The 22,030-nt window shown below is 67.5% G+C and carries 20 protein-coding genes; all 20 read left to right on the top strand.

What is annotated here, in order from left to right; all coding sequences use genetic code 11:
• Positions 1 to 2: 2 nt before the first annotated feature.
• Positions 3 to 1,112 (top strand): 3-dehydroquinate synthase, encoded by a 1,110-nt coding sequence (aroB, locus tag BM013_RS08575; protein WP_093125422.1) that lies wholly within the window; start codon positions 3 to 5, stop codon positions 1,110 to 1,112.
• Entirely contained in the window at positions 1,109 to 2,239 is a 1,131-nt protein-coding gene (locus BM013_RS08570) for a deoxyguanosinetriphosphate triphosphohydrolase (protein ID WP_093125420.1), read from the top strand. Before aroB ends, BM013_RS08570 begins: the two co-directional genes overlap by 4 nt.
• A gap of 29 nt (positions 2,240 to 2,268) precedes the next feature.
• Complete coding sequence (locus BM013_RS08565) at positions 2,269 to 3,501, top strand: MFS transporter (RefSeq protein ID WP_256221429.1); 1,233 nt, start codon at positions 2,269 to 2,271, stop codon at positions 3,499 to 3,501.
• Complete coding sequence (locus BM013_RS08560) at positions 3,498 to 4,073, top strand: DUF1415 domain-containing protein (protein ID WP_093125415.1); 576 nt, start codon at positions 3,498 to 3,500, stop codon at positions 4,071 to 4,073. The genes BM013_RS08565 and BM013_RS08560 overlap by 4 nt, the downstream gene beginning before the upstream one ends.
• Entirely contained in the window at positions 4,070 to 4,960 is an 891-nt protein-coding gene (locus tag BM013_RS08555; RefSeq protein WP_093125412.1) for a class I SAM-dependent methyltransferase, read from the top strand. The genes BM013_RS08560 and BM013_RS08555 overlap by 4 nt, the downstream gene beginning before the upstream one ends.
• 47 nt (positions 4,961 to 5,007) lie before the next feature.
• Positions 5,008 to 5,703: a transposase gene (locus tag BM013_RS08550; protein WP_093125409.1), complete on the top strand. Its 696-nt coding sequence runs from the start codon at positions 5,008 to 5,010 to the stop codon at positions 5,701 to 5,703.
• A gap of 186 nt (positions 5,704 to 5,889) precedes the next feature.
• The gene (locus BM013_RS08545) at positions 5,890 to 10,638 is read left to right on the top strand and encodes a glutamate synthase-related protein (protein ID WP_093125406.1); all 4,749 of its coding nucleotides are present in this window, start codon (positions 5,890 to 5,892) and stop codon (positions 10,636 to 10,638) included.
• Positions 10,639 to 10,672: 34 nt separating this feature from the next.
• On the top strand, positions 10,673 to 12,151 hold the full coding sequence (locus BM013_RS08540) for a glutamate synthase subunit beta (RefSeq protein ID WP_093125404.1): 1,479 nt from the start codon (positions 10,673 to 10,675) through the stop codon (positions 12,149 to 12,151).
• Positions 12,152 to 12,251: 100 nt separating this feature from the next.
• Positions 12,252 to 13,082, top strand: a complete 831-nt coding sequence (locus BM013_RS08535; RefSeq protein WP_256219760.1) for an ABC transporter ATP-binding protein — start codon at positions 12,252 to 12,254, stop codon at positions 13,080 to 13,082.
• 82 nt (positions 13,083 to 13,164) lie between these two features.
• Positions 13,165 to 13,947 (top strand): lipid asymmetry maintenance ABC transporter permease subunit MlaE, encoded by a 783-nt coding sequence (gene mlaE / locus BM013_RS08530; RefSeq protein ID WP_093125398.1) that lies wholly within the window; start codon positions 13,165 to 13,167, stop codon positions 13,945 to 13,947.
• Between the two features lie 37 nt (positions 13,948 to 13,984).
• Positions 13,985 to 14,485 carry an outer membrane lipid asymmetry maintenance protein MlaD gene (mlaD, locus tag BM013_RS08525; RefSeq protein ID WP_093125394.1) on the top strand — a complete coding sequence of 167 codons (501 nt, stop codon included), beginning with the start codon at positions 13,985 to 13,987 and terminating at the stop codon, positions 14,483 to 14,485.
• Positions 14,486 to 14,520: 35 nt separating this feature from the next.
• Positions 14,521 to 15,237, top strand: coding sequence for an MlaA family lipoprotein (locus tag BM013_RS08520; RefSeq protein ID WP_177225442.1), 717 nt, complete (start codon positions 14,521 to 14,523; stop codon positions 15,235 to 15,237).
• A 187-nt stretch (positions 15,238 to 15,424) separates the two neighbouring features.
• Positions 15,425 to 16,084 (top strand): MlaC/ttg2D family ABC transporter substrate-binding protein, encoded by a 660-nt coding sequence (locus BM013_RS08515; RefSeq protein WP_093125388.1) that lies wholly within the window; start codon positions 15,425 to 15,427, stop codon positions 16,082 to 16,084.
• A 3-nt stretch (positions 16,085 to 16,087) separates the two neighbouring features.
• Positions 16,088 to 16,363 carry an STAS domain-containing protein gene (locus tag BM013_RS08510; RefSeq protein ID WP_093125385.1) on the top strand — a complete coding sequence of 92 codons (276 nt, stop codon included), beginning with the start codon at positions 16,088 to 16,090 and terminating at the stop codon, positions 16,361 to 16,363.
• Between the two features lie 162 nt (positions 16,364 to 16,525).
• Positions 16,526 to 17,473: an ABC transporter ATP-binding protein gene (locus BM013_RS08505; protein ID WP_093125383.1), complete on the top strand. Its 948-nt coding sequence runs from the start codon at positions 16,526 to 16,528 to the stop codon at positions 17,471 to 17,473.
• Between the two features lie 82 nt (positions 17,474 to 17,555).
• Positions 17,556 to 18,320: an ABC transporter permease gene (locus BM013_RS08500; RefSeq protein WP_093125381.1), complete on the top strand. Its 765-nt coding sequence runs from the start codon at positions 17,556 to 17,558 to the stop codon at positions 18,318 to 18,320.
• A 120-nt stretch (positions 18,321 to 18,440) separates the two neighbouring features.
• Entirely contained in the window at positions 18,441 to 18,683 is a 243-nt protein-coding gene (locus tag BM013_RS08495) for a BolA family protein (RefSeq protein WP_093048598.1), read from the top strand.
• Positions 18,684 to 18,725: 42 nt separating this feature from the next.
• The gene (gene murA, locus BM013_RS08490) at positions 18,726 to 20,015 is read left to right on the top strand and encodes a UDP-N-acetylglucosamine 1-carboxyvinyltransferase (protein ID WP_093125378.1); all 1,290 of its coding nucleotides are present in this window, start codon (positions 18,726 to 18,728) and stop codon (positions 20,013 to 20,015) included.
• Complete coding sequence (gene hisG / locus BM013_RS08485; RefSeq protein ID WP_093125376.1) at positions 20,012 to 20,653, top strand: ATP phosphoribosyltransferase; 642 nt, start codon at positions 20,012 to 20,014, stop codon at positions 20,651 to 20,653. The genes murA and hisG overlap by 4 nt, the downstream gene beginning before the upstream one ends.
• A 25-nt stretch (positions 20,654 to 20,678) precedes the next feature.
• Positions 20,679 to 22,001 (top strand): histidinol dehydrogenase, encoded by a 1,323-nt coding sequence (gene hisD / locus BM013_RS08480; RefSeq protein ID WP_093125373.1) that lies wholly within the window; start codon positions 20,679 to 20,681, stop codon positions 21,999 to 22,001.
• The last annotated feature ends 29 nt before the right edge of the window (positions 22,002 to 22,030 follow it).

The following is a 22,030-nucleotide window of genomic DNA, read 5'->3' as shown; positions in this document are numbered from 1 at the left end:
CCATGTCCTTGTCCGTACTTTCCGCCCCGCCAGAACGCGTCGACATCCAGCTCGGCGACCGCAGTTATCCGATCCTCATCGGTGCCGGCCTGCTGGAAAACCCCGAAAACTTTGCCGCCGCGTCGTCGGCCGCCTCCGCCCTGATCGTCAGCAACACCACGGTGGCGCCGCTGTATGCCCAGGCGCTGCGCGCCGCCTTGGCGGGCCGTTACCGCACCGTTCACCTGCTCGAGCTGCCGGACGGCGAGGTGCACAAGAACCTGCAGACGCTCAATTCGATCTTCGACGCCCTCCTGGGCCACGGCAGCGACCGCAAGACCGTGCTGTTCGCCCTGGGCGGCGGTGTGGTGGGCGACATGACCGGTTTCGCCGCTGCCAGCTACATGCGCGGCGTGCCTTTCGTGCAGGTGCCGACCACGCTGCTGGCGCAGGTCGATTCTTCGGTCGGCGGCAAGACGGCCATCAACCACCCGCTCGGCAAGAACATGATCGGTGCGTTCTACCAGCCGCAACTGGTCGTGTGCGACCTGTCGACGCTGCAGACGCTGCCCCCGCGCGAACTGAGCGCCGGCCTGGCCGAAGTCATCAAGTACGGCCCGATCCACGACATGGCCTTCTTCGACTGGATCGAGGCGAACGTCGACGCGCTCGTCGCGCGCGACCCCGCCGCGCTGGCCCATGCCGTGAAGCGCAGCTGCGAGATCAAGGCGCTGGTCGTCGGCCAGGACGAGCGCGAGACCGGCCTGCGCGCCATCCTCAATTTCGGCCACACCTTCGGCCATGCGATCGAATCGGGCCTGGGCTACGGCGAATGGCTGCATGGCGAGGCGGTCGGCTGCGGCATGGTCATGGCGGCGCACCTGTCGCAGCGGCTGGGCGGCGTCGACGCGGCATTCGTCGCCCGGCTCACGCGGCTGATCGAGCGTGCCGGCCTGCCGACCGTCGGCCCCGCGCTGGGTGCCGAGCGCTACCTGGAACTGATGCGCGTCGACAAGAAGTCGGAGGCCGGCGAAATCCGTTTCGTGGTGATCGACACGCCCGGCTCGGCCGTGGTCCGCGGTGCGCCCGACGCACTGGTGCGCGAAGTGCTCGCGCAATGCTGCGAGGCATGAGCCTCGCGGCCTATGCGTGCCAGCCCGCGCAGTCGCGCGGCCGTCGGCATGCCGAGCCGCCGGCGCCGACGCGCGACGCCTTCCAGCGCGACCGCGACCGGATCGTGCATTCGACGGCCTTCCGCCGGCTGGTCTACAAGACCCAGGTCTTCCTGAACCACGAAGGCGACCTGTTCCGCACCCGGCTGACCCATTCGCTGGAAGTTGCCCAGCTGGGCCGGTCGATCGCGCGGGCGCTGCGCATCAACGAAGACCTGGTCGAGGCGATCGCCCTGGCGCACGACCTGGGCCACACGCCTTTCGGCCACGCCGGCCAGGACGCGCTCAACGCCTGCATGGACGGCCATGGCGGCTTCGAGCACAACCTGCAGAGCCTGCGGGTGGTCGACGCGCTGGAGCACCGCTATCCGCAGTACGACGGCCTGAACCTCAGCTTCGAGACCCGCGAAGGCATCCTCAAGCATTGCTCCCGCGCGAACGCGGAGCGCATCGAGGCGGCAGAGCCCCATGGCGTCGCACGGCGCTTCCTCGACCGTACGCAGCCCGGGCTCGAAGCGCAGCTGTGCAACCTGGCCGATGCCATCGCCTACAACGCCCACGACATCGACGACGGCGTGCGCTCGGGGCTCATCGCGGTCGAGCAGCTGGCCGAGGTCGAGCTGTTCGAGCGCTACCGCCGCGAGGCGCTCGCGGAGCATCCGCAGCTGCAGGGCCGCCGCGTGCTCTACGAGACCATCCGCCGCATGCTGAGCGCGCAGGTCTACGACGTGATCGACGCGACCCGCGCCGCGCTGGAAACCCTCGCGCCAGCCGATGCCGATGCGGTGCGCCAGGCGCCGCCGGTCGTCGCCTTCAGCCCGACGATGCAGGCGCAGTCCGAAGACCTGAAGCGTTTTCTGTTTCGCAACCTCTACCGCCACCCGCAGGTCACGCAGACCACCGACCAGGCGCAGGCGGTCGTGCGTGAGCTGTTCGAGGCCTACCTCGAACGCAGCGCCGAAATGCCCGATTCCTATGCCCAGCGCGACGACCGGCACCGCGCGGTGGCCGACTACATCGCGGGCATGACCGATCGCTTCGCCATGCGCGAGCACGAGCGGCTCACGGGCCGCCGGGGCATCGCGTGAACCCGGCCGGTTCCTCGGCCCGGCCGCGCGTGCCGGTAGCCGCATTCGCCGTTTTGCTGGGCGGCGTGAGCGGCGCCTTGCACCTGGGCAAGCTGCCGCCCGCGGTGCCGGCGCTGCAGGCCTCGCTCGGCATTGGCCTGGTGGAAGCGGGGTTCCTGCTGTCGCTGGTGCAGGTGGCGAGCATGACGCTGGGCCTCGTCGCCGGCCTGGCTGCCGACAGCATCGGCCTTCGCCGCAGCATGCTGACGGGGCTGGGGATACTGACGGTTGCCAGCCTGCTCGGCGGCTGGGTCGGCAGCGGCGCGTTCGGTGCAGCGCACGCGGTGCGGTGGCTGCTGGTGCTGCGCGCGGTCGAAGGCATCGGCTTCCTGCTGGCCGTGATGCCGGGTCCGGGCCTGATCCGCGCCCTGACCCCGCCGGGCGCCGACAAGGCCGCACTGGGTTTGTGGGGCGCCTACATGCCCCTCGGCGTGGCGCTGGCGCTGCTCTTCGGACCCGCGCTGATCGCGTGGGGCGGATGGGCCGACTGGTGGTGGGCGTTGTCCATCGTCTCGTCGCTGGCCGCGCTCTGGGTCTGGCTGGCCGTGCCCCCCGACGGGATGCGTTGCGCGCCGGCCGGCCAGGTTTCCTCGGGTTGGTCATCGCGCCTGCGGGCGACGGTCGGCGCGCGGGCGCCCTGGCTCGTCGGCCTGACCTTCGCCGTGTATTCGGCGCAGTGGATGGCCGTGATCGGCTTCCTGCCGGCCATCTATGCGGGCGCCGGGGTGCCGGCCGCCTGGAACGCCGTGCTCACCGCGCTGGCTGCCGCCATGAACATCGTCGGCAACATCGCGGGCGGACGCTGGCTGCAGCGCGGCGTGGCGCCCGAGCGGCTGCTGCAGCTCGGTTTCCTGACGATGGCGCTGGGCGGCGTCGCGGCCTTTGCGCAACTGGGGCAGGGCAGCGACGCCCTGGGCCTGCCGCCCGCGCTGCGCTACATCGCGGTCTGCGCGTTTTCGCTGGGCGGCGGCATGGTGCCGGCGACGCTGTTCCTGCTCGGCGTGCGGCTCGCGCCCGGTCCGTCCACCGTCTCCACGACCATCGGCCTGATGCAGCAGGCCTCCTCGCTCGGCCAGTTCCTCGCACCGCCGGCGGTGGCGTGGGTGGCCCACCGCGCCGGCGGCTGGCATTGGACCTGGGCGGCCACGCTGGCCTGCTCGCTGGTCGGCATCGCGGTCGCGCGGCGGCTGGGGCGGATTCGCCCTGCGGCGGAGATGGCATGACCGGCGCGGCGACAATCGGGCCCCTCCAGGCCGAAGCTGACATGCGGCGCTGGCTCGAGCGCGCGGTCATCGGACTCAACCTGTGCCCGTTCGCGAAGGCGGTGCACGTGAAGGGGCAGATCCACTACGCCGTGTACGAGCCCGCCGAAGAGGCGGACCTGATGGAGGTGCTCCTGGCACAGGCCAGGGACCTCGCGGCCCTCGACGCGGCCGTGCGCGACACCACCCTTTTGATAGCACCCAACACCTTGGCCGACTTCCTGGACTTCAACGACTTCACTGCGCGTGCCGAGCGCCAGCTGGCGCGCGCCGGCTTCGACGGCGTGTTCCAGCTGGCCAGCTTTCATCCGCAATTCCAGTTCGCCGGCACCGAAGCCGGCGACATCGGCAACGCCACCAACCGCGCGCCATACCCCACGCTGCATTTGCTGCGCGAAGACAGCGTCGACCGCGCCGTCGACGCTTTTCCCGGCGCCGAAGCGATCTTCGAGCGCAACATAGACACCCTCGAAGCGCTGGGCGCGCAAGGTTGGGCCGCGCTCGACGTCGGGCCCGGGAGTGCCAAGCCATGAACACGAAGCTCGAAACCAAACCCGTGAAGACGAACAAGGCCGTCAAGGCCGACGCGGAACTCGCCGAGGTCCTGAAACCGGGCCAGTCCGTGGAGTTGCTCAAAGAACTGCACATCCTCACCCGCGAGGGCCGGCTCAACCAGGATTCGCGGCGCAAGCTCAAGCAGGTCTACCACCTGTTCCAGTTCATCGAGCAGCTGCTGCGCGAACTGCCGGAGCAGGGCGCCGGCGCCACGCTGGCCGACCACGGCGCGGGCAAGTCGTACCTGGGTTTCATCATCTACGACCTGTTCTTCCGGGCGAGGCAGGGCGGCGGAGGGCATGTCTACGGCATCGAGACGCGCGGTGAACTGGTCGAGCGTTCGCGCGCGCTGGCGCAGCGCCTCGGTTTCGAGCGCATGTCGTTCCTGAACCTCACGGTGGCCGAATCGGCGCAGGCGAGCGAGCTGCCTGAGCAGATCGACGTGGTCACCGCGCTGCACGCCTGCGACACCGCCACCGACGACGCCATCGCCTTCGGCCTTGCCAAGAAGGCGCGCTGCATGGTGCTGGTGCCCTGCTGCCAGGCCGAAGTGGCGGCCTGCCTGCGCGAGACCAAGGCGCTCGCGCTGTCGCGCACGCCGCTGGCCGAGCTGTGGCGCCATCCGCTGCACACGCGCGAAATCGGCAGCCAGCTGACCAACGTGCTGCGCTGCCTGTACCTCGAAGCCAACGGCTACAGCGTCACCGTCACCGAGCTGGTGGGCTGGGAGCACAGCATGAAGAACGAGCTGATCCTGGCGCGCTACACCGGCCAGCGCAAGGCCAGCGCGGCAACCCGGCTGCGCGAGCTGCTGGCGCAGTTCGGGCTCGATTCGCTGGGCGACACGCGCTTTCGCCTGGCCTGAGCGCTGGCGCGCAGCCTGCGGCCCGTCGTCCGCCCACCCTTTCGCCCATGGCCCGCCTTCCCCGTCTCACCCTGGCCGACATGCCGCATCACGTGATCCAGCGCGGCAACAACCGCCAGCCGGTCTTCGTGGACCGCGCGGACCACGAGAAGCTGCTCGCGCTGCTGGCCGAGAACGCCACGCGCTTCGGCATCGCGCTGCACGCCTACGTGCTGATGGACAACCACTTCCACCTGCTGGCCACGCCCAACAGCGCCACGGGCCTGCCGCAGTTCATGCAGTCGGTGGGGCGCAGCTACGTGCGCTACTTCAATGACCGGCATGGCCGCAGCGGCACGCTGTGGGAAGGGCGCTACCGCTCGACGCTGATCCAGACCGACCGCTACCTGCTGACCTGCATGGCCTACATCGACCTGAACCCCGTGCGGGCAGGGCTGGTGCACGATGCGCGCGACTTCCCCTGGTCGAGCCACGGCCACTACGCCGGCCTGCGGCACGACCGGCTGCTGACGCCCCATCCGCTGTACTGGCAGCTCGGCAACACGCCGTTCGCGCGGGAGGCTGCCTATGTCGAGTTGGTGCGCGCCGGCGTGCGCGCGGCCGACCAGACCGCGCTGACCGAGGCCACCTTGCGCGGCTGGGCGGCCGGTGACGACGACTTTCTGGGCCTGTTGCAGAAGTCCACCGAACGCCGCGTGGTCAAAGCCAAGGCCGGCCGGCCGCCTTCGAACCCCGAATCCTGAGCGCGAAATCGGCGCCAGTCCGTCGCTGATGTTGGAGTTATCGCTCCTGCTTTTGATGTGTCCCCAATTTATTTCCGATCAGAAAACTCAAGATTTAATTCGAATCTGACCCCCATTAAAGTGTTTGGCATTCTTTGTGCATCGCAATATGCTCCCTTTCCCTGCGAAAACTGAAGGAGCGCGCCCATGACGACGGCTGCCGAGATTCAACATCTCCAAGAACACGGTCTGTATTCCGGTGCCGACGAGCACGATGCCTGCGGCGTCGGCTTCGTTGCACACATCAAGGGCGAAAAAAGCCATGCCATCGTGCTGCAGGGCTTGAAGATCCTCGAGAACCTCGACCATCGCGGCGCAGTGGGCGCTGACAAGCTGATGGGCGACGGCGCGGGCATCCTGATCCAGCTGCCCGACCACCTGTACCGCGAAGAGATGGCCAAGCAGGGCGTCACGCTGCCCCCGCCCGGCGAGTACGGCGTCGGCATGATCTTCCTGCCGAAGGAGCATGCCTCGCGCGAAGCCTGCGAACAAGAGATGGAACGCGCCATCAAGGCCGAAGGCCAGGTGCTGCTCGGCTGGCGCGACGTGCCGGTGAACCGCGACATGCCCATGTCGCCCACCGTGCGCGAAAAGGAACCGCTGCTGCGCCAGGTCTTCATCGGCCGCGGCAATGACGTGATCGTGCAGGACGCGCTGGAACGCAAGCTCTACGTGATCCGCAAGACCGCCAGCGCCAACATCCAGCGCCTGAAGCTCAAGCACAGCAAGGAATACTACGTTCCGAGCATGTCCAGCCGCACCGTGGTCTACAAGGGCCTGCTGCTGGCCGACCAGGTCGGTACCTATTACCTCGACCTGCAGGACAAGCGTTGCGTCTCGGCCCTGGGCCTGGTGCACCAGCGCTTCTCGACCAACACCTTCCCCGAATGGCCGCTGGCCCACCCGTACCGCTACGTTGCCCACAACGGCGAAATCAACACGGTCAAGGGCAACTACAACTGGATGAAGGCCCGCGAAGGCGTGATGTCCTCGCCCGTGCTCGGCGCCGACCTGCAGAAGCTGTACCCGATCAGCTTCGCCAGCCAGTCCGACACCGCCACCTTCGACAACTGCCTCGAGCTGCTGACGATGGCCGGCTACCCCATCAGCCAGGCCGTGATGATGATGATTCCCGAGCCCTGGGAGCAGCACGCCACCATGGACCCGCGCCGCCGCGCGTTCTATGAATACCACGCCGCCATGCTCGAGCCGTGGGACGGCCCGGCCTCCATCGTGTTCACCGACGGCCGCCAGATCGGCGCCACGCTGGACCGCAACGGCCTGCGCCCCTCGCGCTACTGCGTGACCGACGACGACCTGGTCATCATGGCCTCGGAGTCGGGCGTGCTGCCCGTGCCCGAGCAGAAGATCGTGCGCAAGTGGCGCCTGCAGCCCGGCAAGATGTTCCTGATCGACCTGGAACAGGGCCGCATGATCGACGACGAGGAGGTCAAGTCCAACCTCGCGAACAGCAAGCCCTACAAGCAGTGGATCGAGAACCTGCGCATCAAGCTCGACAGCGTGAAGGCCGAGCCGGTCTCCGCGCCGCTGTCGCAAGTCGCATTGCTCGACCGCCAGCAGGCCTTCGGCTACACCCAGGAAGACATCAAGTTCCTGATGAGCCCGATGGCGCAGGCCGGCGAGGAAGGCATCGGCTCCATGGGCAACGACAGCCCGCTGGCCGTGCTCTCCAGCAAGAACAAGCCGCTGTACAACTACTTCAAGCAGCTGTTCGCGCAGGTGACGAACCCGCCCATCGACCCGATCCGCGAAGCCATCGTGATGTCGCTGGTGTCCTTCATCGGCCCCAAGCCCAACCTGCTGGACATCAACCAGGTCAACCCGCCGATGCGGCTCGAAGTGAGCCAGCCGATCCTCGACTTCTCCGACATGGCGAAGCTGCGCGACATCGGCAAGTACACGCAGGGCAAGTTCAAGAGCTATGCGCTGGACATCACCTACCCGCTCGCCTGGGGCGACGAAGGTGTCGAAGCCAAGCTGGCCTCGCTGTGCGCCGAAGCGGTGGACGCCATCAAGGGTGGCCACAACATCCTGATCATCAGCGACCGCGGCGTGAGCCCGACGCAGGTGGCCATTCCCGCCGTGCTGGCGCTGTCGGCCGTGCACCAGTACCTGGTGCGTGAAGGCCTGCGCACCACCGCCGGCCTGGTGGTCGAGACCGGTTCGGCGCGCGAAGTGCATCACTTCGGCGTGCTCGCGGGCTACGGCGCGGAAGCCGTGCACCCGTACCTCGCCATGGAAACGCTCACGGCCATGCACGCCGACCTGCCGGGCGACCTGAGCGCCGAGAAGGCGGTCTACAACTACGTGAAGGCCATCGGCAAGGGCCTGTCGAAGATCATGTCGAAGATGGGTGTCAGCACCTACATGAGCTACTGCGGCGCCCAGTTGTTCGAAGCCATCGGCCTGAACAGCGAGACCGTGAGCAAGTACTTCACCGGCACCGCCAGCCGCGTGGAAGGCATCGGCGTCTTCGAGATCGCCGAGGAAGCCATCCGCATGCACAAGGCCGCCTTCGGCGACGACCCGGTGCTCGCCGGCATGCTGGACGCCGGCGGCGAATACGCCTGGCGCACGCGCGGCGAAGAGCACATGTGGACGCCCGACGCCATCGCCAAGCTGCAGCACAGCACGCGCTCCAACAACTGGAACACGTACAAGGAATACGCGCAGCTCATCAACGACCAGAACCGCCGTCACCTGACGCTGCGCGGCCTGTTCGAGTTCAAGATCGACCCGGCCAAGGCCGTTCCGGTCGACGAAGTCGAGTCGGCTGCCGACATCGTCAAGCGCTTCGCCACCGGTGCGATGTCGCTCGGCTCGATCAGCACCGAGGCGCACGCCACGCTCGCCATTGCCATGAACCGCATCGGCGGCAAGAGCAACACCGGCGAAGGCGGTGAAGACCCCGCGCGCTACCGCAACGAACTCAAGGGCATCCCGATCAAGCAGGGCGACACGCTCAAGAGCGTGATCGGCGCCGAGAACGTCGAGGTCGACCTGCCCCTGAAGGACGGCGACTCGCTGCGTTCGCGCATCAAGCAGGTCGCGTCGGGCCGCTTCGGCGTCACGGCCGAGTACCTGCATTCGGCCGACCAGATCCAGATCAAGATGGCCCAGGGCGCGAAGCCGGGCGAGGGCGGCCAGCTGCCGGGCGGCAAGGTCACCGAGTACATCGGCAAGCAGCGCTATGCGGTGCCGGGCGTGGGCCTCATCTCCCCGCCGCCGCACCACGACATCTACTCGATCGAAGACCTGGCGCAGCTCATTCACGACCTGAAGAACACCGCGCCGCACGCCAGCATCAGCGTGAAGCTGGTGAGCGAGATCGGCGTGGGCACCATCGCGGCGGGCGTGGCCAAGTGCAAGAGCGACCACGTCGTGATCGCCGGCCATGACGGCGGCACGGGCGCATCGCCCTGGTCGTCGATCAAGCACGCGGGCAGCCCGTGGGAAATCGGCCTGGCCGAGACGCAGCAGACGCTGGTGCTCAACCGCCTGCGCAGCCGCATCCGCGTGCAGGCCGACGGCCAGATGAAGACCGGCCGCGACGTCGCCATCGGCGCGCTGCTGGGCGCCGACGAGTTCGGCTTCGCCACCGCCCCGCTGGTGGTCGAGGGCTGCATCATGATGCGCAAGTGCCACCTGAACACCTGCCCGGTGGGCGTGGCCACGCAGGACCCGGTGCTGCGCAAGAAGTTCTCGGGCAAGCCCGAGCACGTCGTCAACTACTTCTTCTTCGTTGCGGAAGAAGTGCGCCAGATCATGGCCCAGCTCGGCATCCGCAAGTTCGACGACCTGATCGGCCGCGCCGACCTGCTCGACATGCGCAAGGGCATCGAGCACTGGAAGGCCTCGGGCCTGGACTTCAGCCGCCTGTTCGCGCTGCCGAACGTGCCGGCCGACGTGGCACGCTTCCACGTCGAGAACCAGGACCACGGCCTGGACAAGGCGCTGGACGTGAAGCTCATCGAGAAGTCGCGTCCCGCCATCGACAAGGGCGAGAAGGTGCAGTTCATCGAGGTGGCACGCAACGTCAACCGCTCGGTGGGCGCCATGCTCTCGGGCGCGCTGACCAAGGTGCATCCGCAGGGCCTGCCCGACGATTCGATCCGCATCCAGCTCGAAGGCACGGGCGGCCAGTCGTTCGGCGCCTTCCTGGCACGCGGCATCACGCTGTACCTGATCGGCGACGCCAACGACTACACCGGCAAGGGCCTCTCGGGCGGCCGCGTGGTGGTTCGCCCCAGCCTCGACTTCCGCGGCGAAGCGGTGCGCAACACCATCGTGGGCAACACCGCGCTGTACGGCGCGACCACCGGCGAGGCCTACCTGTGCGGCGTGGCCGGCGAGCGTTTCGCCGTGCGGCTGTCGGGCGCCACGGCGGTCATCGAAGGCACCGGCGACCACGGCTGCGAATACATGACCGGCGGCACGGTGGCCGTGCTCGGCCAGACGGGCCGCAACTTCGCGGCCGGCATGAGCGGCGGCGTCGCCTTCGTCTACGACGAAGACGGCCATTTCGCCTCGCGCTGCAACCTCTCGATGGTGTCGCTGGACAGGGTGCTGACCTCGGCCGAACAAACGGCCAGCGTGCACCGCAAGATCTGGCACGGCGGCGTGACCGACGAAGCACAGCTGAAGAAGCTGCTCGAAGACCACCACCGCTGGACCGGCAGCAAGCGCGCGCGCGAGCTGCTCGACACCTGGGCCGTGTCGCGCACGAAGTTCGTGAAGGTGTTCCCGAACGAATACAAGCGCGCGCTGGCCGAGCTGCACGACCGCAAGGTCGAGCTCACGAGCAGCGGCAACAACGCACACGTCGGCCTCGAGCCGCATGCGCTGGTGGCTCCGTCCGCAACCGCCGCGGTCTGAGCGGCAACGAACACGAAGAACAGAGGAAAGCACGATGGGAAAGATCACCGGCTTCATGGAGCATGAGCGTGTCGAGGAGGGCTACAAGCCCGTCGACGAACGCGTCAAGCATTACAAGGAATTCGTTGTCGGCCTGGACACCGCGCAAGCCAAGGTGCAAGGCGCGCGCTGCATGGACTGCGGCACGCCGTTCTGCAACAGCGGTTGCCCGGTCAACAACATCATTCCGGACTTCAACGACCTCGTGTACCGCGACGACTGGCAGAACGCCTTCGCGGTGCTCGACTCGACCAACAACTTCCCCGAGTTCACCGGCCGCATCTGCCCCGCGCCCTGCGAGGCCGCCTGCGTGCTCAACGTGAACGACGAGGCCGTGGGCATCAAGTCGCTGGAACACGCGATCATCGACCGCGCCTGGGACGAAGGCTGGGTGGCGCCGCGCGTGGCCAAGCACAAGACCGGCAAGAAGGTCGCCGTGGTGGGCGCGGGCCCGGCCGGCATGGCGGCGGCGCAGCAACTGGCGCGCGCCGGCCATGACGTGACGCTGTTCGAGAAGAACGACCGCATCGGCGGCCTGCTGCGCTACGGCATCCCCGACTTCAAGATGGAGAAGACGCACATCGATCGCCGCGTCGAGCAGATGAAGGCCGAGGGCGTGAGCTTCCGCACCGGCGTGATGGTCGGCGCCGCGAAGGACCCGCTGGGCAAGGGCTCCAAGGTCACGAACCTGGCCAAGGAAACCGTCACGCCCGAGCAGCTGCAGAAGGAGTTCGACGCCGTGCTGCTGACCGGCGGCGCCGAGCAGTCGCGCGACCTGCCGGTGCCGGGGCGCGACCTCGACGGCATCCATTTCGCGATGGAGTTCCTGCCGCAGCAGAACCGCGTGAACGCGGGCGACAAGGTCAAGGGCCAGCTGCGCGCCGACGGCAAGAGCGTGATCGTGATCGGCGGCGGCGATACCGGCTCCGATTGCGTGGGCACCAGCAACCGCCACGGCGCGGTCAGCGTCACGCAGTTCGAACTGATGGCCCAGCCGCCCGAGGAAGAGAACCGCCCGATGACCTGGCCGTACTGGCCGATCAAGCTGCGCACCAGCTCCAGCCATGAAGAGGGCTGCGAGCGCGAGTTCGCCATCTCGACCAAGGAATTCATCGGCGAGAAGGGCAAGGTCACCGGCCTGAAGACCGTTCGCGTCGAGTGGAAGGACGGCAGGATGCAGGAAGTGGCCGGCAGCGAGCAGGTGCTCAAGGCCGACCTCGTGCTGCTGGCGATGGGCTTCATCAGCCCCGTGGCCACCGTGCTGGACGCCTTCGGTGTCGAGAAGGACGCACGCGGCAACGCCAGGGCAACGGTCGATTTCATCGGCGGCTACGCCACCAACGTGCCGAAGGTCTTCGCCGCCGGCGACATCCGCCGCGGCCAGTCGCTGGTTGTGTGGGCCATTCGCGAAGGCCGTCAAGCCGCGCGTTCGGTGGATGAATTTCTGATGGGATTCAGCGACTTGCCGCGCTGAATTTTGTTTCAATTTGTCGGGGCCGGGCACGGCCCCGGTATCATCCGCGTGAAACCGCATGCCGGGATGCTTGAAGAAGCGCCCCGGCTTTTTTATTGAGATGGACCCTGCCGCACCCCTGCCACATCCCTTCGTAGAGTTCCGAGACGTCACGTTCGGCTACGGCGCGCGCGCCATCCTCGACGGCGTTTCCTTCAGCGTACCGCGTGGCAAGGTCACGGCCCTCATGGGCGCATCGGGCGGCGGCAAGACCACCGTGCTGCGGCTGATCGGCGGACAGCAGAAGGCGCAGCGCGGCCAAGTGCTCTTCGATGGCCATGACGTCGGCAAGTTCGACGCCACCGCGCTCTACGCGGCGCGGCGCCGCATGGGCATGCTGTTCCAGTTCGGCGCGCTGTTCACCGACATGACCGTGTTCGACAACGTGGCGTTTCCGCTGCGCGAGCACACGCAACTCTCCGAAGCGCTGGTGCGCGACATCGTGCTGATGAAGCTCGACGCGGTCGGCCTGCGCGGCGCGCGCGACCTGATGCCCAGCGAGGTGTCGGGCGGCATGGCGCGGCGCGTGGCGCTGGCGCGTGCCATCGCGCTCGACCCCGATCTCGTGATGTACGACGAGCCCTTCGCCGGCCTCGACCCGATCTCGCTCGGCACCGCGGCGCGGCTGATCCGCCAGCTCAACGACACGCTCGGGCTCACCAGCATCATCGTGTCGCACGACCTGGAAGAAACCTTCCGCATCGCCGACCACGTGATCATCCTGGCCAACGGCGGCATCGCCGCGCAGGGCACGCCCGACGACGTGCGCCACAGCGCCGATCCGCTGGTCCATCAGTTCGTGAACGCACTGCCCGACGGGCCCGTGCGTTTCCATTACCCGGGCGTCAGCATCGAAGACGACTTCGGCAATGTCGAAGGGGGGCGTTCATGAGCGCTGCGCTGGGCCGCCCCGAGCAAGCGAAGTCCCCCCTGGGGGGCAGTGAGGACACGAAGTGCCGAACGAGGGGGCCTGTATGACTTGGTGGAAGCCTGCCGATACCGGCTTTGCCGTGCGCAGCCATCTGGCCAACCTGGGCTATGGCGCGAAGCTCTTCATGCGCCTGGTCGGTCCGGGCGCGCAGATCATGCGGCGCTTCAGCCTCGTGCGCGACCAGATCCATTTCCTGGGCAACTACTCGCTCGCGATCATCGGCGTGTCGGGCCTGTTCGTGGGCTTCGTGCTGGGGCTGCAGATGTACTACGCGCTGCAGCGCTACGGCTCGTCCGAAGCGCTCGGCCTGCTGGTCACGCTGAGCCTGGTGCGCGAACTCGGACCGGTGGTGGCCGCGTTGCTGTTCACCGGACGCGCCGGCACGTCGCTCACCGCGGAAATCGGCCTCATGAAGGCTGACGAGCAGCTGAGCGCCATGGAAATGATGGCCGTCGACCCCGTGCAGCGCATCCTCGCGCCGCGTTTCTGGGCCGGCGTCATCACCATGCCGCTGCTGGCGGCCGTGTTCAGCGCGGTCGGCATCATGGGCGGCTACGTGGTGGGCGTGCTGATGCTGGGCGTGGACCCGGGCGCGTTCTGGGGCCAGATGCAGGGCGGCGTCGATGTGTGGCGCGACGTCGGCAACGGCGTCATCAAGAGCATCGTCTTCGGCTTCACCGTGACCTTCATCGCGCTGCTGCAGGGCTACGAGGCCCAGCCCACGCCCGAGGGCGTGTCGCGCGCAACCACGCGCACCGTGGTGTCGGCATCGCTGGCGGTCCTGGGGCTGGACTTCCTGCTCACCGCCATGATGTTCAGTATCTAAAGAGGCTCGGCCTCCATCGTTCTAAAGAGTGCAAACCATGCAACGTTCCAACAACGACATCTGGGTCGGCCTGTTCGTGCTGATCGGCGCGGCGGCCCTGCTGTTTCTCGCGCTGCAGTCGGCCAACCTGCTGAGCCTGAACTTCCAGAAGACCTACGCCGTGACAGCGCGCTTCGACAACATCGGCGGACTGAAGCCGCAGACCGCGGTGAAGAGCGCGGGCGTGGTGGTCGGGCGGGTGGAGTCCATCACCTTCAACGACAAGACCTTTCAGGCCGACGTGACGCTGGCTTTGCAAAACCGGTACAGTTTTCCCAAGGACAGTTCGCTCAAGATCCTGACCAGTGGCCTGCTCGGCGAGCAGTACATCGGGATCGAGGCGGGCGCCGAGGAGAAGAACCTGCAGTCCGGCGACACCATCACAGCCACGCAATCCGCGGTGGTGCTGGAAAACCTGATCAGCCAGTTCCTCTACAGCAAGGCCGCCGACGGGAGCTCGAACTCCGGATCGGCGCAGGGAACCCCCAATAAAAAATGAAAACACGATCTTTCTCGCCTGTCGCCCCGAATGCTATGAAAAGCATAGCTAAATTTGCCCGCTGGACCAGCGCGGCCGCTGTGTTCGCCCTGGTGGCCGGCTGTGCCACCGGTCCCAACGCGAATCCGGCCGACCCCTTCGAGCCGTTCAACCGCGGCGTTTTCACGTTCAACGACAAGCTCGACCAGGCTGTGCTCGTGCCGGTGTCCACCGCCTACGTCAACGTGCTGCCGTCGATGGTGCGCACGGGCGTGAACAACTTCTTCGGCAACATCGGCGACGTCTGGAGCTTTGCCAACAGCGTGGCCCAGCTCAAGCTGCAGAACAGCGCCGAGACCTTCATGCGGGTCAACGTCAACACCTTCTTCGGCCTCGGCGGCCTGCTGGACGTGGCGACCGAAGCCGGCATCGACCGCCACGACGAAGACTTCGGCCAGACGCTCGGCCGCTGGGGTGTGGGCGCGGGCCCGTACATCGTGCTGCCGCTGCTCGGCCCCTCCACGCTGCGCGACACCGTGGCCAAGCCGGTCGACTTCTACGGCGACGGCATCAACGCCGTGAGCGACGTGGCATGGCGCAATTCGCTGACCGTGCTGCGCGTGGTCGACACGCGCTCGCAGTACCTGCGCGCCGGCCGCCTGATCGACGACGCCGCGCTCGACAAGTACTCCTTCACGCGCGATGCCTTCCTTCAACGCCGCCGCAGCCTGATCCATGACGGCAAGTCGTTCGACGAGGACGCAGGCAAGTAGGCTGCAGGCACAGTGAATCGAACGCGCCAGGACGTCCGCAGGAGCGCAGGTTGCGCTTGCATTCCGTTGCAAGGCTTCACCTGGGCTTCAGGAACCCGGTAGTCCCGGGTCCTGTCCAAACCGTTCTTGTCGTGGCACGCCATCTTTCGTGCGTGCCGCGCCCATCCGAAACCAGAGGGACCTCTCAATGAACAACAAGATGATCGTGCAACGCCGCAGGCTCGGCCACATGGTGCTGGCCGGCGCGATGCTGTTCAGCGCCGCGGCCGCCTTCGTGAGCCCCGCGCGCGCCGCCGACGAAAGCCCCGACGCGCTGGTGAAGCGCATCTCGACCGACGTGCTCGACACCATCAAGTCGGACAAGTCCATCAAGTCCGGCGACGTCAACAAGATCATGCTGCTCGTCGACAGCAAGATCATGCCGAACGTGAACTTCCAGCGCATGACGGCTTCGGCCGTCGGCCCGGCCTGGCGCACGGCCACGCCGGAGCAGCAGAAGAAGCTGCAGGACGAGTTCAAGACCCTGCTGGTGCGCACCTACGCCGGCGCGCTCGACCAGGTCAGCGACCAGACCGTCACCGTGCGTCCGTTCCGCGGTTCGCCCGACGACGCCGACGTGCTGGTGCGCACCGAGGTCAAGGGCCGCGGCGACCCGGTCCAGCTGGACTACCGCCTCGAGAAGACCCCCGGCCAGGGCGCCGGCTGGAAGGTCTACAACCTGAATGTGCTGGGCGTCTGGCTGGTCGACACCTACCGCACGCAGTTCGCGCAGGAAATCAACAAGAGCGGCATCGACGGCCTGATTTCCGCGCTCGCGGCGCGCAACAAGGGCAACAGCAAGGGCTGACCGATGCTGGTCCTGCCCACGCGCCTGACCCACGACGAGGCCCCCGCCTGCATGCGCATGCTGCAGCAGGGGTTGAAGGGGCAGGTCGATTCGTCGTCCACCGTGGTGGACGCCACCGCCCTGGCCCAGTTCGATTCTTCCGCCCTGGCGGTGCTGCTCGAATGCCGGCGTGAATCCAGTGCGCTGGGCCGCGGCTTCGCGGTCAAGGGCCTGTCGCCGCGTCTTCGCGAACTGGCTGCCCTGTACGGCATTGCGGGCCTTTTGCCCGCTGCGCCCTGACGGCCTGTCCCCCCGGCTTTTCACTTCGCTTCGCTGCATGTAATTCGCCACCCCCAGGGTGAGGCGCGGGCCGCCTTGGGGCGGCCCGGCGGCGGCCGCATGAGGGTATCGGGCCGCTGCGCGGCGCGCTTTCGAACTCGCCCCGTAAAATCGCGGGCTCCCATGCCCGCGATCTCCTTCCAATCGGTCTCCAAGACCTACCCCCCCTCCAAACAGCAGAAAGCCCAAGGCAAGCCGGGGCTGAAGGCCGTCGACGAGGTCACATTCCAGATCGAGCCGGGCGAGTTCTTCGGCCTGCTCGGCCCGAACGGCGCGGGCAAGACCTCGCTGATCAGCATGCTCGCGGGCCTTTCCAGGCCCACGTCCGGTGCCATCAGCGTGCATGGTTTCGACGTGCAGCGCGACTTCGCCGAAGCGCGCCGCCAGCTCGGCATCGTGCCGCAGGAGCTGGTGTTCGACCCCTTCTTCAATGTGCGCGAATCGCTGCGCATCCAGTCGGGCTACTTCGGCATCAAGAACAACGAAGCCTGGATCGACGAGCTGCTGCAGAGCCTGGGCCTCGCCGACAAGGCCACGGCCAACATGCGCCAGCTCTCGGGCGGCATGAAGCGCCGCGTGCTGGTGGCGCAGGCGCTGGTGCACAAGCCGCCGGTGATCGTGCTCGACGAGCCCACCGCCGGCGTCGACGTCGAGCTGCGCCAGACGCTCTGGCAGTTCGTTGCCCGGCTCAACAAGCAGGGCAGCACCGTGCTGCTCACCACCCATTACCTCGAAGAGGCCGAGGCGCTGTGCAACCGCATCGCGATGCTCAAGCTGGGCCGCGTGATCGCGCTCGACCGCACCAGCGAGCTGCTGAAGTCGGCCGCGAGCAACGTGCTGCGCTTCAAGACCGACGCCATGCTGCCGTGGGCCATTGCCCAGCATGCGCGCATCACCGGGCGCATCGTGCAGCTGCCTGCACAGAACGCCCATGAAGTCGAACAACTGCTGGCCGCGATCCGCGAAGCCGGCGTCGCGGTGGAAGACGTGGAAATGCGCAAGGCCGACCTGGAAGACGTGTTCATCGACCTGATGGCGGGCGAGCAGACGCCGCTGGAGGTGGCGCGATGAGCGCCGCGCCGGGCCGCCCCAAGCAAGCGAAGCTCCCCCTCGGGGGGAAGCGCGGACACGCAGTGCCGCGCAAGGGGGCTCCATGATGGCTGTCACGGGCTGGCGCGCGCTGCTCTACAAAGAGACGCTGCGCTTCTGGAAGGTCGGCTTCCAGACCGTCGGCGCGCCGGTGCTCACCGCGCTGCTGTACCTCATGGTGTTCGGCCATGTGCTCGAAGGCCGCGTGACGGTGTACGGCACGGTCGGCTACACGGCCTTCCTGGTGCCCGGCCTGGTGATGATGAGCGTGCTGCAGAACGCGTTCGCCAACAGCTCGTCGTCGATCATCCAGAGCAAGATCATGGGCAACCTGGTGTTCGTGCTGCTCACGCCGCTGTCGCACTGGGGCTGGTTCTTCGCCTACGTGGGCTCGTCGCTCATCCGCGGGCTGGCCGTGGGGCTGGGCGTGTTCCTGGTGACCGTGTTCTTCGCGACGCCGAATTTCGTGGCGCCGCTCTGGATCGTCGTGTTCGCGCTGCTGGGCGCCGCCATGCTCGGCACGCTGGGCCTCATTGCGGGGCTCTGGGCCGAGAAGTTCGACCAGATGGCCGTGTTCCAGAACTTTTTGATCATGCCCATGACCTTCCTGTCGGGCGTGTTCTATTCGATCGGCTCGCTGCCGCCGTTCTGGCAGAAGGTGAGCCACCTGAACCCGTTCTTCTACATGATCGACGGCTTCCGCTACGGCTTCTTCGGCGTCAGCGACGCCTCGCCCTGGCTCAGCCTGGGCATCGTCGGCACCGCCTGGCTGGTGGTGAGCGCCGTGGCCGTCCATCTGCTGCGAATCGGCTACAAAATCCGAGGCTGAGTCATGGCTCTCCCCCCGTCTTCGCGCACTTCGTGTCGCTTCGCCAACCCCCTTGCGGGGGCAACACCTGCGGCCAGGCAAAGCCGGTTCCGCGGTGTTTCCCGATAAATACCAATCCCCATGACCGCCGAACAACTCCAGGCCCTGATCCAGTCCCATCTCCCCTGCGAGCACATCACGCTCGAAGGCGACGGCCGACATTGGTACGCCACCATCGTCTCGGCCGAATTCGAGGGCAAGCGCTCGATCCAGCGCCATCAGCGGGTCTACGCCACCCTCGGTGCGAAAATGCACACCGACGAGGTGCATGCGCTTTCGATGAAGACCTACACGCCGGCCGAATGGGCGGCAGTGGAAAAATAACGTTCCGGCCCTTGCGGGGGCCTTGATTTCGCTGGAATTTCGATGGACAAACTTCTGATTCGCGGCGGGCGAGAGCTCCGCGGCGAAGTACTCATTTCCGGCGCCAAGAACGCCGCGCTGCCCGAGCTGTGCGCGGCGCTGCTGACCGACCAGCCGGTGACGCTGCACAACGTGCCGCGCCTGCAGGACGTGTCGACCATGCTCAAGCTGGTGCGCAACATGGGCGTGAGCGCCGAGCGCGACGACAACGGCACCGTCCGCCTGAACGCCGGCGACCTCGGCAACCCCGAGGCCCCCTACGAACTCGTGAAGACCATGCGCGCCTCCGTGCTGGCGCTGGGCCCGCTGCTGGCGCGCTTCGGCCACGCCAAGGTGTCGCTGCCCGGCGGCTGCGCCATCGGCTCGCGCCCGGTCGACCAGCACATCAAGGGCCTGCAGGCCATGGGCGCGGAGATCGTGGTCGACCACGGCTACATGCTCGCGCGCCTGCCCGAAGGCCGCACCCGGCTGAAGGGCGCGCGCATCCTGACCGACATGGTCACCGTCACCGGCACCGAGAACTTCCTGATGGCCGCCGCGCTGGCCGAGGGCGAGACGCTGCTGGAGAACGCCGCGCAGGAGCCCGAGATCGTCGACCTGGCCGAGATGCTGATCCGCATGGGCGCCAAGATCGAAGGCCACGGCACCAGCCACATCCGCATCCAGGGCGTCGAGAAGCTGCACGGCTGCGAACACGCCGTGGTGGCCGACCGCATCGAGGCCGGCACCTTCCTGTGCGCCGTGGCCGCCACGGGCGGCGAGGCCTTCCTGCGCCACGCGCGCGGCGATCACATGGACGCGGTGATTGACAAGCTGCGCGACGCGGGCTGCACGGTGGCCTGCGAAAAGGACGGCGTGCGCATCGGCTCCAAGGGCCCGGCGTACGAGAACCTGAAGGCGCAGAGCTTCAGCACCACCGAATACCCCGGTTTCCCGACCGACATGCAGGCCCAGTTCATGGCCCTGAACGTGATTGCGCGCGGCGCCTCGATGGTCACCGAGACCATCTTCGAGAACCGCTTCATGCACGTGAACGAGATGGTGCGCCTGGGCGCGCGCATCCACGTCGAGGGCAAGGTGGCGATGGTCGAGGGCGTGCAGCAGCTCTCCGGCGCCACCGTGATGGCCACCGACCTGCGCGCGTCCGCCAGCCTCGTCATCGCCGGCCTCGTGGCCGAGGGCGAGACGCTGGTCGACCGCATCTACCACCTGGACCGGGGCTACGACCGCATGGAAGCCAAGCTGCGCGGCCTGGGTGCCGACATCGAACGTGTGACCGGAGCCGCAGCATGATCACCCTGGCACTCTCAAAGGGCCGCATCTTCGAAGAGACGATGCCCCTGCTGGCCGCCGCCGGCATCGAGGTCACCGAAGACCCCGAGAAGTCGCGCAAGCTGATTCTCGACACCACCCGCCCCGACGTGCGCGTGGTGCTGGTGCGCGCGTCCGACGTGCCCACCTACGTGCAGTACGGCGGCGCCGACCTGGGCGTGACCGGGCTCGACGTTCTGCTCGAGAACGGCAACCAGGGCATGTACCAGCCGCTGGACCTGCGCATCGCGGCCTGCCGCCTGAGCGTGGCCGTGCGCAACGACTACGACTACGCCTCGGCCGTCAAGCAGGGCTCGCGCCTGCGCGTGGCGACCAAGTACGTGGGCCTGTCGCGCGACTTCTTCGCCAGCAAGGGCGTGCACGTCGACCTGATCAAGCTCTACGGCAGCATGGAGCTCGCGCCGCTCACGGGCCTGGCCGACGCCATCGTCGACCTGGTCTCCACCGGCAACACGCTCAAGGCCAACCACCTCGTCGAGGTGGAACGCATCATGGACATCAGCGCCCGCCTGGTGGTCAACCAGGCCGCGTTGAAGCTCAAGCGCGAGCCGATCCGCCGCATCATCGACGCGTTCGCGTCGGCCATCCCTTCCGCCTGAACCTTTCCGCCCGAGCCCGACGCACATGACTCTGAAAGCAGCCCCCGCCCGACTCTCCACGACTTCAGCCAGCTTCGACGCTGAATTCAAGGCGCGGCTGCATTGGTCCGCGGACGACGACGCGGCCATCGAGAAGGTGGTGGCCGATATCCTGGCGGACGTGCAGAAGCGCGGCGACGACGCGGTGCTGGAATACACCAACCGCTTCGACAAGCTCGGCGCGAAGACGCTGCCCGAACTGGAGCTGACGCAGGCCGAGCTCAAGGCCGCATTCGAGGCGCTGCCGGCCGTCCAGCGCGACGCGCTGGAATCCGCTGCGCGCCGTGTTCGCAGCTACCACGAGGCCCAGAAGAAGGCCAGCGGCGAGAGCTGGAGCTACCGCGACGCCGACGGCACGCTGCTGGGCCAGAAGGTCACGCCGCTGGACCGTGTCGGCATCTACGTGCCGGGCGGCAAGGCCGCGTACCCGTCGAGCGTGCTGATGAACGCCATTCCCGCGCACGTGGCGGGGGTGGGCGAAATCATCATGGTCGTGCCCACGCCGAAGGGCGAGAAGAACCAGCTGGTGCTGGCCGCCGCCTACGTGGCCGGCGTGACGCGCGGCTTCACCATCGGCGGCGCCCAGGCCGTGGCCGCGCTGGCCTACGGTACCGCCACCGTGCCGGCAGTGGACAAGATCACCGGCCCCGGCAACGCCTATGTGGCCGCCGCCAAGCGCCGCGTGTTCGGCACCGTGGGCATCGACATGATCGCGGGTCCCAGCGAAATCCTGGTGCTGGCCGACGGCAGCACGCTGCCCGAGTGGGTGGCGATGGACCTGTTCAGCCAGGCCGAGCACGACGAACTGGCCCAGAGCATCCTGCTGTGCCCCGACGCGGCCTACATCGACCGCGTGCAGGCCGAGATCGACCGCCTGCTGCCCACCATGCCGCGCGCGGAAATCATCGCCGCCTCGCTCAACGGCCGCGGCGCGCTGATCCACACGAAGAGCATGGAAGAGGCCTGCGAGATCAGCAACCGCATCGCCCCCGAACACCTGGAAGTCAGCAGCAGCGAACCCCACCGCTGGGAGCCGCTGCTGCGCCACGCCGGCGCGATCTTCCTGGGCGCCTTCACCAGCGAGAGCCTGGGCGACTACTGCGCCGGTCCGAACCACGTGCTGCCCACCAGCGGCACGGCGCGCTTCTCGAGCCCGCTGGGCGTGTACGACTTCCAGAAACGCTCGAGCCTCATCGAGGTCAGCGAGGCCGGCGCCCAGGTGCTGGGCCCGATCGCCGTGACGCTGGCCGAGGGCGAGGGCCTGCAGGCGCACGCCGAGGCCGCCCGGATGCGGCTGCGTAAGATCTGAGCTTCCATCACAAGTCTCCAGGGAGGAGC

The organism is Variovorax sp. OK605, from assembly GCF_900115445.1.
In the GTDB taxonomy this organism is placed as follows: Bacteria; Pseudomonadota; Gammaproteobacteria; order Burkholderiales; family Burkholderiaceae_C; genus Variovorax.
This window is presented reverse-complemented; position numbering and strand designations above follow the sequence as displayed.

Bases quoted from the DNA above. Each gene is read 5' to 3' on its own strand.
- mlaE (WP_093125398.1), top strand. From the start codon at position 13,165: ATGACTTGGTGGAAGCCTGCCGATACCGGCTTTGCCGTGCGCAGCCAT.
- mlaD (WP_093125394.1), top strand. From the start codon at position 13,985: ATGCAACGTTCCAACAACGACATCTGGGTCGGCCTGTTCGTGCTGATC.
- BM013_RS08515 (WP_093125388.1), top strand. From the start codon at position 15,425: ATGAACAACAAGATGATCGTGCAACGCCGCAGGCTCGGCCACATGGTG.
- hisG (WP_093125376.1), top strand. From the start codon at position 20,012: ATGATCACCCTGGCACTCTCAAAGGGCCGCATCTTCGAAGAGACGATG.
- BM013_RS08495 (WP_093048598.1), top strand. From the start codon at position 18,441: ATGACCGCCGAACAACTCCAGGCCCTGATCCAGTCCCATCTCCCCTGC.
- BM013_RS08500 (WP_093125381.1), top strand. From the start codon at position 17,556: ATGATGGCTGTCACGGGCTGGCGCGCGCTGCTCTACAAAGAGACGCTG.
- BM013_RS08560 (WP_093125415.1), top strand. From the start codon at position 3,498: ATGACCGGCGCGGCGACAATCGGGCCCCTCCAGGCCGAAGCTGACATG.
- murA (WP_093125378.1), top strand. From the start codon at position 18,726: ATGGACAAACTTCTGATTCGCGGCGGGCGAGAGCTCCGCGGCGAAGTA.
- BM013_RS08535 (WP_256219760.1), top strand. From the start codon at position 12,252: ATGGACCCTGCCGCACCCCTGCCACATCCCTTCGTAGAGTTCCGAGAC.
- BM013_RS08510 (WP_093125385.1), top strand. From the start codon at position 16,088: ATGCTGGTCCTGCCCACGCGCCTGACCCACGACGAGGCCCCCGCCTGC.
- BM013_RS08505 (WP_093125383.1), top strand. From the start codon at position 16,526: ATGCCCGCGATCTCCTTCCAATCGGTCTCCAAGACCTACCCCCCCTCC.
- hisD (WP_093125373.1), top strand. From the start codon at position 20,679: ATGACTCTGAAAGCAGCCCCCGCCCGACTCTCCACGACTTCAGCCAGC.
- BM013_RS08520 (WP_177225442.1), top strand. From the start codon at position 14,521: ATGAAAAGCATAGCTAAATTTGCCCGCTGGACCAGCGCGGCCGCTGTG.
- BM013_RS08540 (WP_093125404.1), top strand. From the start codon at position 10,673: ATGGGAAAGATCACCGGCTTCATGGAGCATGAGCGTGTCGAGGAGGGC.
- BM013_RS08545 (WP_093125406.1), top strand. From the start codon at position 5,890: ATGACGACGGCTGCCGAGATTCAACATCTCCAAGAACACGGTCTGTAT.
- BM013_RS08570 (WP_093125420.1), top strand. From the start codon at position 1,109: ATGAGCCTCGCGGCCTATGCGTGCCAGCCCGCGCAGTCGCGCGGCCGT.
- BM013_RS08550 (WP_093125409.1), top strand. From the start codon at position 5,008: ATGGCCCGCCTTCCCCGTCTCACCCTGGCCGACATGCCGCATCACGTG.
- aroB (WP_093125422.1), top strand. From the start codon at position 3: ATGTCCTTGTCCGTACTTTCCGCCCCGCCAGAACGCGTCGACATCCAG.
- BM013_RS08555 (WP_093125412.1), top strand. From the start codon at position 4,070: ATGAACACGAAGCTCGAAACCAAACCCGTGAAGACGAACAAGGCCGTC.